This window comes from Glaesserella australis (assembly GCF_003260095.1).
GTDB lineage: Bacteria > Pseudomonadota > Gammaproteobacteria > Enterobacterales > Pasteurellaceae > Glaesserella > Glaesserella australis.
This window is the reverse complement of record NZ_PTPX01000014.1, coordinates 49,237-62,020: the sequence shown is the minus strand read 5'-3', so window position 1 is coordinate 62,020 and position 12,784 is coordinate 49,237. Positions and strand designations below refer to the sequence as shown.

The following is a 12,784-nucleotide window of genomic DNA, read 5'->3' as shown; positions in this document are numbered from 1 at the left end:
TTTAAAATATAAAAAAAGAGGCATTAAAGCCCCTTTTGATATTGCTTCTTGATTTCGGCAAGCGGTATCCGTTTAGACACGACGGTGTTGTCCTCTTTTGGCTTAATACCTAGACTTTCTTGGTAAGTTTCAACCCAAGCACTAATTTCCACCGTTGTCATTGCCCATACATCTTTTGCACTAAAACCAAACTTAGACAACACCATTACCGCTCGGCGATAATGGGTGTAGGCTTCATTTACGCTGGTTTCGTGCTTGCTTTGTCGTCCGCTGTTTCTGGGCTTTCCCCAGCGTCGATACGCTTTTTTCTGACATCATCAATTAAGCTGAACAAAATGGCGTAATCATCTGTGGATAAGTTTTCAAGCAAAAAGCGAGGTGTTAGCGCTGATTTAGGAATACCAACAATCTCAATCTGAGCACTCAAATATGCCAAATCAACCAGCATATTTTGCACGACTTTAGAATCTATTGATGACGCTTCTTTCTTACTATTTTCAATAGCTTCCAGAGCCTCACATTCATCGCCAATCGTCATTGCGTGGACTTTCGCTTCGAAATAGAGCTTGCCGTTATATGGCAAGCCGAGAAGCAATAAGCCACTTTTGGTTAATTCCATTACTCAATCACCTTTCTTAATGCACCGAGTTGAATATCTATTACGGCTTCGTTATCTACCGTATAGCTTTCGCCTACTTCAGTTGAAAAACAACCTTGATATGTAGTGCGATTACTTTCATCGCCCAATGGATAAATCGTAATCTTGGCGTTTGTAAGGTTTTCCCAATCAACATCAATAATTGTGCCATCTTCTGTTTTAGGTTTAACGGCTGTAATAGAGAGTGTGTATTCGGCAATACCCTGAATGAACCCTTTCATTCGACCAGAACTATTAAATGTTTTCACGCCTTTTCGCCCTGTATTTACTTTAGGGTCGCATTTGGTTACCTCGATCTCTAAGCTATCAACCTCAAGCACAATAGCACCAACATACTCTGACATTTAGCCTCCTATAAAATAAGTGAAATTTGAGCAGCAATCACGTGTAAGCCATTAACAACATCCGCAGGAATTTTAAGGTTAATACGGTTTGCATCTTTGCTATCTTTCACAACAATGAGTGCTGATTTATTAGCATCAATATTTTCCCAAATTTCGGCATCTTCCAGCTTATACATCACATCTAACACCTCAGAACGCACCTTATTTGGTGTGCCTTTACCTACCAATTTTGAACGAGGGAAACGTAATGCCAAACGTTGTTCTAATGCTTTACGCCCGTAGTCTAATGAGCGGATAGTCGTTAAATCTAAATAGCTTGGGTCATCTACGCCTGTTACCGCTTTTGTATAAGTGGTAATAGCACGCATAATCTGCACCTCACTATTAACAATATTCAATGGCGTTAAGCCGTTAAATAATGCTTGCTTAAACTCCTCACGCATTGGCTTTTGTGCGTCATCTACCAAACTCAAACCTTTGACTTGTAACGTATTGAGTGGACGAGCTGGATCTTCCTCACTAGCAATTACTGCACCATAGCCAGCAGCAATAATCGCATTAGATTCAATAGAACCTTTATACCAAGCAACCGTCAAGCGTTCAGAATTAAGTTTGCTCGTTAGCGTTGTACCTGTAGAAAGCGTACCACGCCAGCCCATCACACCAATCGCAGGCTTTTTAGCGGTTGGAGATGAAACAGCTTCTAAATGTTCTTTAAGTGCATTGGCATTATCTGCATCACTAAAAGGGCTAATGATAATGTTGTAATGCGTTCCTGCTACGCTTGTAAGAGCATCGGTAATATCAGGGTTTTGCTGACCGTTTTGCATTGCTTCAAGCGTAATCGTTACACCTGTTGCTGTATTGATGTAGTTGAGTGTAATCTCATTACCTAGCTCGCCTTTATGTTTAGCATTTAAGGTAATTCCTGCACCGTTTACACTTGCTGTAACAGGACTATCTGATTGTGCATTAATATAAGCATTCAAGCGGCTTGCTAAAGCCGTTGCTGTCTCATTTTTAGCAGCAGAAATGGCATATTTAACGCCTGCAATGATGAGAGTAATGACACCAGCGGTGGAAGCCGTACCTGCTAATGTAATACTGCCTTGTGCCGCTACGCCTGCAGAATGATCAGCAAGTCCCACTACGGTCAAGTTCATATTGCTATTATTCTTTAACGCTTGGCGTACCATTAGATGTGCCCAAGAGCCAGCACCAAATGCGTTGGCTGCTTCCACATCTGAATAAACCTTCATAGGTTGGCTATAATTACCTGTCATTTTGGCAGTAGCAGGTGCAATAATTAAGACCTCTTGAGCATTGACAGGCAAAGCATTAACTGCACCTGTTGCATCATATTCCGTATAGACCCCTGGAATACGTTCACTGCCTAAAATTTGATTAAATTCAATATTTGTTTCTGCCATTATTTGACCTCACTGGTTTCATTTGCAGATTTTTGCGTTTTTTTGACCGCTTGCTCATCTATCTTGATTAAGTCGCCATCCGCAATACGACGGCGATAATAAAGCGTGTTTTCTACTTCTACGGTTTCTGCATCAGTAATATATTTATGTGGTGCGTCCTCCATTGGCACACGCACACCTGCAACTGCTTTAACTTTCATTTAAATTTACCTCAAAACCTACTTTGGCGTTATTTGTCGGGTCGTAAATTTCGCCCGCTATCGTATTTAATACAGGCTCAGGCTCACTAAGCTCGCCACGGTAATGCTTAAAAATGTACTCAACATTTGTCGGGTCATCTGAGCCCTCTGGGAACCGTCCATCCTCAAGCGAGGGAGCTTGGTTGTAACTGATTTCAAACTCCACCGCATAAGCAGAGAGCTTCTCATTCTTCGCTTCAAGATTGTTCCAAAGCGTTCGTACTCGAAGCGGTTTAATCGGCTCAACCAAGTTGCCGAGTGTTTGGTTAATCAAGAGGTATTTCACCGCTTCTATTAACTGATTTGCGCCCACCACACGTTCGCTTCCGTGTCTGCCTGTGGCATCATTGCGATAGGATTGCGCGATGACTAACACCACAAAGGTATCGGCATTCTTAAAACGCTTGCCGTTTGACATTCCAACACTGGCACTAGCAATTTTCGACCCACCATACGAGGTCAAGGCAATCGGCAAACGACGGATAGCCAGATTAGGGTCATTTAACTGACCCGAGTAGCTTTCCACGCTTGAAACCAGTTTGCCGAGCCCTCGGCTAAGGCGAGCTATCAAAGCCTTTTCGATTTTGGTAATCATCTCGACTAAACACCCGTGTATTGCCATTGTTAAACATTACAACCATATCGCCTGTTGGATCAGCATCTAGCTGTTGCTCAATGCCAAGCGAAATAGTCCCTTTTGCTAACAACTTCAACTCATCAATCGCTTTCTCATAACGTTCACGCACATCATCGCTAATGGTTACATCGGTCATACTACACAAGCGATAACGAGCAATATCGCAACATAGACGCACGAGGTTCGCAGGCACTTTTGCCAACGGTAACGTGTAACGACTTGATAAATACGCATCAATTTCCGAACTGCTATCTTCCAGCGCAACATTTAGCACGGCTTCATTAATTCGGTCTTCACGTTCACGGTCGGTTAAGTCAATCGCTTGCCCTTCGCCGACTCGTAACACAAAGTCCTCAACTGATGCGTAGCTCATTACTTACCGCCTTTCTTTTTCAACTTTGCATATTCCTCTTTTGTCATCGGAATAATCTGCACACATTCAAGCCAAGGGTCATTAACCATTTCTTCAACTTGCTCAACGCCCCACTCGCTATCATCAACGGTAACTTCTACACCTGCAGTAAAATGGATTCCATTGCGCCAGTAAGAGCCTGTTGGGTGTTTGGGCGAGAGTTTATAAACTGCACCTTTAGAGACGACAGCACCATCTTCAACGGCAATATGGTCTGGAATATCAGAAACTTCATCTTTCGCTAAATCTTCCTGCTCTGTTTCTTCAGGTGTTTCATTTACATCTACTTCCGAAACGTCAGCAGGCGAATCAGCCAAATGATGATCTTCTTCAAGAGTTGCGTCATTTTTCTGCTCCTCAACCTTATCTTCTTCAGGTTTATCTTTTTTTGCCATTTCTATTCCTTAGCGGGGCTTACACCCCGCTTATCAATGTTATAAATAATCAGCAACGATAAGCTCTAACTTGCCTTTAAATTCATTATCAACCGTTACACCATTTTCCGCTGTAAGCTCACGCTCAAGTAAACGAGTTGCTTCTTTTTCCAATGCAGGAGGCACTACTAGCACGGTAGGTCGAATTGATAATTTCTTATTGCCGTCGCCAGTTACGCTACGCATTGCGGTAATTGCCTTCCATAAATTTTCAGCCGTTAATTTACATTTACCGGCGTGTGCTAATTGCCAGAATGAATAACCCACATTGTTACGAGAGTCTGCACCAAATTCGAACACATCTTCATCGTAAGCACGACCTTCATTTAAGTTTGTTTTAGCACGCACGTTTGGTTTACGACGTTCTTGGAAGATAATCGGCTTAATCGCACGAGAGGTATCAAGTAAGAACCAAGGAGTTGCAGTGCTTGCCGTATCATCTTCGGTAATATTACTTACCTGTTTAACCGAGCCAGAACCATCTACATTTTCTGCCACAGGGTGCGACTTATCGAAGAAGTTTTGACCGTCATAACATAATGAACTAAAGCCATTTGTTAATGCACCAAATGTAATTTCATCTTTCTGTTCAATCGCCGAGCGCCCCAATTCCTCGAAGAGTGGCGAATAAATTCCTACGTTATCGTCTTCAATATCATCACGATCAACTTCAACACCATCTGCCCATTTTTTGTTAGTAATTGAATAGCCGTGCTCTTTGATTTTGCTTACTGCACGCTTACCAATCCACTCTGTCAGTTTTGGCATCTTGCCTAACCAACCGTAAGTATTCGATTTCGTTGCGGAACTCACGACTGTCGCAATCTTGGTATATTGCGATGGCGCACCCTCTAAGCCTTTTTGGAAGTCGCCTTTCCAACCTGTGAATAACGCTTGAACTAACGCATTTGTAACAATAGCCATTATTATTTACCTTCTTGTTTCTGTTTGATTTTGATGTAATCCGCTTCAGATTTACCCATAATACGAGCGGCTTCTTTTTCTTCCGCCGAGAGAGCTACCACACCGCCTTTAGGCTGTTCTTGAGATTGATTACCACCTAAAGCTGGATTTGCTGGCGTAGCATTTAAATATGCGCTTAACGCATTTAAGTCTGCTTTAGCTAAGTTTTCAGCCCACTCTTTTTGAGCCGGCAATAACTTGCCTTGTGAAAGTGCTGTTGTGATTAACGCTTCTGCCTTTTCTGCATTACGTTCCGCACGTTCTTTATTTAACTCAGCTTGCACCGCTTGCATTTGCGATAAGGCAACATACTTTGTCGGGTCAGGGTTCTTAACCTGTGCATTTAATGCCACTACTTGCGTTTTCTGTGTTTTTAATTCGTCATATACGGCACTTAATGCTACTTGTGATTCTGTCTTAGCTGCCGACAACGCATTGAGTTTTTCTGTGATTTCAGCTTCCGTAGCGTTTGGCGCATCAAAAAGCTGTTGTAAAAGTTTTAACATTGGAGAGTTTCCTTCTTTTTGTAGTTGGATAAAGTCTGCTGATAATGCATAGACTTCGGCAATTTCGTGGCACGCTGGCGTATTGGTTAAGGCTGCGTTCACAATCTTGACGACTTTGCCTTGAGCATCTGCCACAAATAGCGGAGATAGGTAACGATATTCGCCAGACTTAATTTGCTCACGAGCTTTGTCTGTCCATTGAACATCGACAAATAAGCCCTTGCCTGAAATATATTCGGTGTTCTTAAACCAACCTGCCGCAGGGTTTGGTTCAGCAAATTCTTTGGCTCTGAGCGTTTTATGCTCATAGTCAAACATTGCTTCTACCTTGCGGTTATTTAGTTCATCAGCCAAAAAATAGCCGTTGGAGTCATCTACATACCAACCTCCCGTATCCTCTCGACCATCTGAAGCAAAGAAGCGTCCATAAGGCGTAAGTTGAACACGACCGTTCACGCCTTCAGTAAGTTCAAAGCTCAGTGCAATCGGGGTGAGTGTCATAAAATTCCTCTAGTTAATATTGAGGATTACAGAATAGTGGAATAGAAAAAATGAAGTGTGGTGATTGGGTTCAGTGTGGAAATAATAAAGATAAAAAAAGAGAGGAAAGATAAAAGAAAGGACAAACCCATTTTAAAACGCTTTAAAAGCCGTTTTAACGATTTTAAAAAATATGAATTAAAATCTATACCAACATAAAATAAAACGCCCTAGAGAGCATTTTAGAGCGTTATTTTAAGTCATTTGATTAGCCTAGCGAAATAGTCTTGTGCGTCTTCCAAAATATCCACCTCGTCATCATCGGTCAGTTGCAAAAATGGACGAGCTTCAATCTTAACTTTTTGACCTCGCCCAGCCTGACCGCCGAATTGATGAATAGCCGCATATTCTACATTTGTCCCTACAATGGCATTATCGTTATCATAAGCACTTTCGATGCTGTTCATCAAATTTTCAGTATCCACAAGTAGCTTACCTTTACGATGTTTTATGCCAAGCCAAGCGGGGCGTCCCCCTACATCAAAGTTTTGCAATACCGCCGACTCCATAGTGCCAGCGATATTACGCATCAAATCAGTTCGGCGTTGCGTTGCTTTTGCAATTTTCTGCAAGACATCTCGCACCTGCTCGGCGTTGTTGATTTCAATTTCAATCATTCAATACCTATTGACACATTAATTTTAAAACAATATATTCAAGCCTTAGGATTGTGATATGAAAGTGGTGAACCTTCCATCCACGGGGCGAGCGGTTGAAATAGAACGGGGACTCTGAATGTAGGGACTGGGAGTCCTACCGCACAATCTCATACCTTTTTATTTCCGAACGTAAGTTTTTCTCATTTGCCCATCGTGCTGACAGCAAAAAATTTTCTTTTGTATTTGACAAATACTTAAAGACAACCTCAAAAATCTGTCCATTGATTTTCTTAATAAGAATCACTCGTCCATCATTTGTCTTGTAGATATTATCAGCCGAAAATATTGTATCAGGCACATTCTGATAACTTTCAAAATCAAAATTAGGATCCCCCAAACGACTATTAAACTGCTTTACCAATGTTTGGTCTGATAACCAGACTGTCGAGACTTCAGTATTCAATAATGCTGTGTCTGCATCTGATAAACGCCCAGCAGCAAAATGAAAATTCACAGATGTGAGATTTTGCACCAAAATCAATTCTTGCTTATCATCAATTTTCTGCATTTTTTCAAACCCTAGTTTTGCTTTTTCAGCAAAATAGGCTTTTTCAAATCGCTCGTAACCTAACTTAAACTCCGCTCCACTCATCTCCGATTTCGCAAATTGATGAGCAAGTGATTCAGCATACAGGTCTAAATTCGGCTTGTAGGTCAAACGCCCCACGTTGTAATCAAAGCCTTTGTCTGTTGCCAAAATACGACCATCAGGCAAGACAAAACCTGTCGTAGTTTCTTGATTGCTCTGTTTGTCTTTAGGACGTTTGGCTTTGACCAGTTTCCCCTCGCTTGAGCCAACTTCTAGCCCTTTACGAGTCAAATCACGCTCGCCTAATGCGATGACCGTACATCGGCAGTTAAAACCATTCGGCGGATAAAATGTGCTCCAAAACGGATCGTCATAGCGATAAACTCGCCCATTTAATGCCAAATGAGCGGGGCGTGTGCGCTGGTCGCCGACTGCGGAATATTGCCAATAAGGGCGGTTATCCACATTATCCATATAGCGTTGATAACGTGCAGCAGAATAGGCTTGCTGAGTGTTTACCCGATAAATGGTATTCAAACGGCGAGGTGTGCCGAAATACTCGCCATCTTGAGGGTTAGCAATGAGTTTGCCGTCAATGCCTTTGCTAATACGTTTATCGTGTCCTGCAATCCAGCCTTTTCGCTCCAGTTCGCCGACTAGCTCTTTTTTCCAATTTGCTAACGATTTGCCCTCCTTGAGTGCTCGCTCAAGGGAGGCATAAATATCTTGTGTTATATCAAGATTAGTCATTTTAGAAATCGTAACCGCACGAGCTAATGCAGAGTCATAGATTTTCTTTTTCTTGATTTTACCTACCAGAAGGCGACGCTGTTTCAGGTATTCAATCGCCTGCGTAGGCTCAAAACCAATCACAAATTTAGGTGCGTTCGGCATTGCTTGCTCCTAACAAATCTGCCAAAAAGAGTGCATTCGCTAAATAACGCTCGTGATCTTCACTGCTTAATGTTGGATAACTTGCCGAGAGTGCGGCAAACGCTTCTTCATACGAATTGCACGCCATCAACTTAGCCGTTAATGCACGAGTAATTGGGTCAAGTTGTTTATTAAAATCTACATCTCCAAAAGCCATTGAAAGAGCATTATCCAATTCATCTTGTTCGGCAATACCTGTTTTGTTCTCTGCTGAAAGGGCGTGCAGTTTGCCACCACAGCCACAGGGGCAAGCATTCCAACCCTCACTTAAAGCGGTCTTTTTTCCTTGATTTTTTGCAAAATCTTCAGGATTTTCGACTGTTTTAAAACCACTTTGAAGCGGTTTTAAAATCTCTTCATCTTCGCCCGCCATTGGAATACCTGTTTTCTCGTGCGCCCAGGCTACCGAAATTCGCATACCGTGATTCACAAGGTTCGGCAACGCTTCGGCAAAGGTCTTAATGTCCTCATATTCTTGCAAATCAAACGAGAACACAGGCACACGGCTTGGGTCGATGTTCGGAAAGTTAATCAGCAAGAATGGCATAATTAACTGCTGGTTAATGGTCTGTTCAAGTTGTTTAGCGTCTGAAGCTAATAAATCCTCACGCACCTCATTATGCACTTTACCAAGAGCATTGGTGGAGGTTTTACCGTCTGCACCGCTCGTGAGCGTTTGCCCAAGAATCATTTTGGCAGACATTTTCTCTGCCCAATCCGTCATCTGCAAATACGGGTTATTGCTCGAAATAGACTGCGAAGCCGCATTGTGCAGTTCGATTTCCATTGTATCGGGCATAATCCCTGCGGCGTTATGTCCAATATCAGATAAAGCACGTAAAAGCGAGCGTTTTTCTTCTTTGGTCGCACCAGCACCATATTTACCAATGCGAATAGGGAAGCCGTAAAGCTCTAAAAACTCTGCAAAGTCGGTAATGGCGTAGTAGTTGAACATATAAATCCACGCCAACGTACGCCCCAAACCATTACGAGCCAATGCCGAAGAGCGGTTTTTATGTGAGTGAACAATCCATTTATGCTGAATAAGCGGTTCGCCCATTGGGTTTTGAGGCGAAATCAACAAAGGGTTGTCGTAATTATCCAACTTAAACCACGAGGCAGGGCGGTGGATAAATTTCACCGGAAACCATTTACCATCACGCATTTGCCACTGGATTTCGTTTGCCGAAAAACCTTGCAAACAAGCGTCCATCAAGTCCACAATAAGATCATCTAAATAACCCACTTGCGCAAACATTGCTTCGACCGATTGTGTCATTTCTTCTTCGGTTTTGCTTGCATTTTCAGGCGCTTTAATTGACCAATCTAGTTTTAACGTAGCTCGTTTACGAGTGGAAAGGGTAGAACTAATCGCCCCATCTTGCTCCTCTATATCCATAAACAACTGCGCTTGCTCTTGGATATTGCCATTTTCAGCCTCGTCAAAAATTGCTTGTAACTTTCGAGGCGTTAATTTACGAGAAGGATGATCATCTAAAATCCGCCCCATACCCATAACTTGCGCTTCATCTGTTTGCAACGGCTCATCTTGATTTGTTCGCCCAAATGCTTCTCGCACTGCTTGTGTGATTTTATTTAACCAGCTCATTTTCTTTTCCTTATCACACTTCCTTATTCACCAAAAACAAGGAAAGTTTAAAAATTTACACTTTTTTTTGCATAGGTTATTGACTAACTTTTAAAGTAGAGTTACTCTTTTATTCAAGGTCTCAAAAGCCTTATGTCAAACGGTTAATTCACCCCGTCAGTGTGATTTTTTTGTATCCGCAATTTACAAGCGGTCAAAAAGTAACAATTTTTATCAATGGTCGAGAGTGCGAAGAATACAACACCCGAAAGGGGAATAATTCCGCTCGATTTGACACGAGTTTTGAGCTCTCGACCACCCTAAATGTTATTTAGGGATTTCCATCAAAAGGAATGTCAAAATGCCAATCACTACCTTCAACGGCGTTATCGCCAACCAAACCACACTTCTTGTTAATGCTCGTGAGCTACATACTCGCTTACAAGTCGGCAAAGATTTCTCTACTTGGATTAAAGATCGTATTGCAAATTACGGTTTCCAAGAAGGTTTAGACTTTTCCCCAGTTTCGGGGAAAAGTACAGGTTTCTTTGGTAGACCTAGCATTGAATATCATCTAACTCTTGATATGGCGAAAGAGCTCTGTATGCTCGAACGCTCCGAACTCGGTCGCCAAGCTCGCCGTTATTTCATTGAGCAAGAGAAAAATGCCAAAGCCCTTGCGGAACAAAACGCCAAATTACTGGCACAAATTCCGCCATTTTTACTCAATAACCCAGACCAAACGACAATGCTGATTGAGCGAGCTCATCAAGCCTTCTTTATTGCTTATCCTGAAGCAAAAGAAATCTTGCGTTATCGTGGAATGGGCTTGAGCAACCCTGAAATTAGTAAGTTGCTTAATTTAGGCAAAAAAGCACTTGGCACACGTTTAGCGAAAATGTTTGAATTAGGCTTAATAGAGCGCAGAGCAACCAATTCGCCTAATACACACCGCCTTTTGCAAAATCAACACAATCAACTTTCACTTGGCTTAAATGCATAAGGGGGCAATATGAATATCACACCTATTCAAGTTCAAGACACGCTAGATAGCTTCGATTGTGCAAGCGGAGCCTTGTATAGCGTGAGCCATTTATTAGAGATTGTGGATAATACAAGCGATCAAATCTCCAATTACCACCTGTCTAATTTGTTACGATTAGTCGGGGACGGTTTGCAATACCGCCTGCAATGCGCCAAAACCACTTTAAGCAAGTAATCTCACGCCCCACTTTAGTGGGGCATTTTAATGTCTCCAACGGCTCCCAGAGCCAAAATTAAAACCATCGTCATCATCAAAACTACCACCGTCAAACCCGTCTTTAACTGAAATCCACTCCACTGGCGCAGATGAACTTACCGCATTGCGCCACAACATCTCTAAGGCATCAGGACCATCATCGTGGTCGGCTTTTGGAAAATGTCTAAGCTGGCTCTCAAGGGTGGATTGCGAGCGGTGCAATAAAATCAAACCGTTGGCAATATGCGGTTGCAAGCTCTCAATCCGTAACATCTTGTCGCTGTTCGGCTTGGTTGCCGTTGCCGGCACTGGTTTACCACGTGCCGCAGAACGCTTTACTAATTCCGTTTTTAAGAACTCTTGGAACTGCACCGTCTCCACAAACCAGCGATGACAGTTATATTGCGTATGTAAGCGAATAACATCTTCAATAATCAAATCCGGTAAACGCTTTTTAATTTGTGCTTCTACCACATATAACTTACCGCTTGCACGGTGATACCCCCCAACCAAAATCGCACTAGGGTCTCTGCTTGCCCCTGCTTTACCCATAGATGGGTCTAACGCCCCAAAATAAATCAAGTCATCAGGCAACTCTGTCCAGTATTGCAAGCTGTTGGCAAAAATCGCATCGTCACCGCTTACAGGGTCGTTTTGATATTCGGAGTCAAAAGAACTATGCCCATCGCTAGCACGGATTTTCATCAAATAGAGAATAGGACGTGCCAACCACGACACCACAGCACCTTTGTCCATCTCGGCTTTATGCTGTTGATAGAACAAGTCAGACATTGTGTCGTCATCGCCATCTTCAGAAAGATAGATGTTTTCCCATTCGTCCCACAACGCCATATTATCGGGAAAGCGTAAAATCGCTTTAAAATGCGCTTTCTTCCAGCCTTTTGTGCTTAAAATTCGATTAAGTACGCTATCGTAATGCAGAATTGTACCAACATAAATCACATCGAACTTCTCGCCAGCCGCACCTAATTTCAGTACCGCATTTAACACCCAGTTATGCAATTTAGTACGCTGTTCAGGTGTTTGTACCATTTCGTCATTCTCAATATCATCAAGGACAACCAAATCAGGGCGGTAAGCACCGTGTCGGCGACCACGCAATTTTTGCCCTGCACCAACGGCTTCAACCTTCTGATTTTTACTGGTAATAATCGCTCCCGCACGCCATACCTTACCTGCACCCAACTCAGGAAAATCAACCGCTAAACGAGGATTTGATTCAATTTCTACTTTAATTGCCTCTAACATTCCGTAAGCCTGCTCACGGGTGTCCATTGCAATAATGATGTAGCGTTTCAGGTCGCAAACCATACACCACAGCGGGAATAATTGCGTACAAATCGTTGATTTTGCCTCACCACGAGGTGCTGCAATCGCTTGACGCACCGATTTACTTAGATCACTTACCGAAAACGGTAAGTTCTCAAATAAGTAATGGTGTAACTGCGACTTATGCTCTGAGCGAACATAATGCGGGAAATAGGCTTGCACAAAATATTCAAAGCCATTTACAGGGTCTAAAACTTTCTGACGGCGTTCGCTAATCGCTTTTGGTGTATCGTCCCAACCCTCAAAGCTGGCTTCGATATTACGTTGCAGCTGATGACGTAGAGCTTCTAACTCTTTTTCAAAATCTTTGACTTTCATACGT

At 42.5% G+C, this 12,784-nt stretch carries 16 protein-coding genes; 2 read left to right on the top strand and 14 right to left on the bottom strand.

Annotated features, from left to right (window positions below; all coding sequences use genetic code 11):
* Positions 1 to 23 precede the first annotated feature (23 nt).
* From C5N92_RS07180 to C5N92_RS07120, 13 genes are all read right to left on the bottom strand, one after another.
* Positions 24 to 200, bottom strand: a complete 177-nt coding sequence (locus C5N92_RS07180) for a hypothetical protein (protein ID WP_165827751.1) — start codon at positions 198 to 200, stop codon at positions 24 to 26.
* A gap of 38 nt (positions 201 to 238) precedes the next feature.
* Entirely contained in the window at positions 239 to 619 is a 381-nt protein-coding gene (locus C5N92_RS07175) for a hypothetical protein (protein ID WP_111750166.1), read from the bottom strand.
* Positions 619 to 1,002: a phage tail protein gene (locus tag C5N92_RS07170; RefSeq protein ID WP_111750165.1), complete on the bottom strand. Its 384-nt coding sequence runs from the start codon at positions 1,000 to 1,002 to the stop codon at positions 619 to 621. The genes C5N92_RS07175 and C5N92_RS07170 overlap by 1 nt, the downstream gene beginning before the upstream one ends.
* An 8-nt stretch (positions 1,003 to 1,010) precedes the next feature.
* Positions 1,011 to 2,432 (bottom strand): phage tail sheath subtilisin-like domain-containing protein, encoded by a 1,422-nt coding sequence (locus C5N92_RS07165; RefSeq protein WP_111750164.1) that lies wholly within the window; start codon positions 2,430 to 2,432, stop codon positions 1,011 to 1,013.
* Positions 2,432 to 2,632 (bottom strand): DUF2635 domain-containing protein, encoded by a 201-nt coding sequence (locus C5N92_RS07160; RefSeq protein WP_111750163.1) that lies wholly within the window; start codon positions 2,630 to 2,632, stop codon positions 2,432 to 2,434. Before C5N92_RS07160 ends, C5N92_RS07165 begins: the two co-directional genes overlap by 1 nt.
* Complete coding sequence (locus C5N92_RS07155; RefSeq protein ID WP_238138424.1) at positions 2,622 to 3,293, bottom strand: phage protein Gp37; 672 nt, start codon at positions 3,291 to 3,293, stop codon at positions 2,622 to 2,624. The genes C5N92_RS07160 and C5N92_RS07155 overlap by 11 nt, the downstream gene beginning before the upstream one ends.
* On the bottom strand, positions 3,226 to 3,681 hold the full coding sequence (locus C5N92_RS07150; RefSeq protein WP_111750161.1) for a gp436 family protein: 456 nt from the start codon (positions 3,679 to 3,681) through the stop codon (positions 3,226 to 3,228). Before C5N92_RS07150 ends, C5N92_RS07155 begins: the two co-directional genes overlap by 68 nt.
* The gene (locus C5N92_RS07145; protein ID WP_111750160.1) at positions 3,681 to 4,115 is read right to left on the bottom strand and encodes a hypothetical protein; all 435 of its coding nucleotides are present in this window, start codon (positions 4,113 to 4,115) and stop codon (positions 3,681 to 3,683) included. The genes C5N92_RS07150 and C5N92_RS07145 overlap by 1 nt, the downstream gene beginning before the upstream one ends.
* 39 nt (positions 4,116 to 4,154) lie before the next feature.
* On the bottom strand, positions 4,155 to 5,078 hold the full coding sequence (locus C5N92_RS07140; protein ID WP_111750159.1) for a Mu-like prophage major head subunit gpT family protein: 924 nt from the start codon (positions 5,076 to 5,078) through the stop codon (positions 4,155 to 4,157).
* 2 nt (positions 5,079 to 5,080) lie between these two features.
* Entirely contained in the window at positions 5,081 to 6,124 is a 1,044-nt protein-coding gene (locus C5N92_RS07135; RefSeq protein ID WP_111750158.1) for a phage protease, read from the bottom strand.
* Positions 6,125 to 6,363: 239 nt separating this feature from the next.
* Entirely contained in the window at positions 6,364 to 6,780 is a 417-nt protein-coding gene (locus C5N92_RS07130) for a phage virion morphogenesis protein (protein WP_111750157.1), read from the bottom strand.
* A 136-nt stretch (positions 6,781 to 6,916) separates the two neighbouring features.
* The gene (locus C5N92_RS07125) at positions 6,917 to 8,245 is read right to left on the bottom strand and encodes a phage minor head protein (protein WP_111750156.1); all 1,329 of its coding nucleotides are present in this window, start codon (positions 8,243 to 8,245) and stop codon (positions 6,917 to 6,919) included.
* On the bottom strand, positions 8,229 to 9,893 hold the full coding sequence (locus tag C5N92_RS07120; RefSeq protein ID WP_111750155.1) for a DUF935 domain-containing protein: 1,665 nt from the start codon (positions 9,891 to 9,893) through the stop codon (positions 8,229 to 8,231). Before C5N92_RS07120 ends, C5N92_RS07125 begins: the two co-directional genes overlap by 17 nt.
* Positions 9,894 to 10,233: 340 nt before the next feature.
* On the opposite strand from C5N92_RS07120, the gene C5N92_RS07115 reads away from it, so the two are divergent.
* Both C5N92_RS07115 and C5N92_RS07110 read left to right on the top strand, forming a co-directional pair.
* Positions 10,234 to 10,875: an antA/AntB antirepressor family protein gene (locus C5N92_RS07115; protein ID WP_111750154.1), complete on the top strand. Its 642-nt coding sequence runs from the start codon at positions 10,234 to 10,236 to the stop codon at positions 10,873 to 10,875.
* Between the two features lie 9 nt (positions 10,876 to 10,884).
* Positions 10,885 to 11,091, top strand: a complete 207-nt coding sequence (locus C5N92_RS07110) for a hypothetical protein (protein ID WP_111750153.1) — start codon at positions 10,885 to 10,887, stop codon at positions 11,089 to 11,091.
* A gap of 27 nt (positions 11,092 to 11,118) precedes the next feature.
* On the opposite strand, the gene terL is transcribed toward C5N92_RS07110, so the two are convergent.
* A complete protein-coding gene (gene terL / locus C5N92_RS07105) occupies positions 11,119 to 12,780 on the bottom strand; it encodes a phage terminase large subunit (RefSeq protein WP_111750152.1) in 1,662 nt (553 codons plus the stop codon).
* Between the last annotated feature and the right edge of the window lie 4 nt (positions 12,781 to 12,784).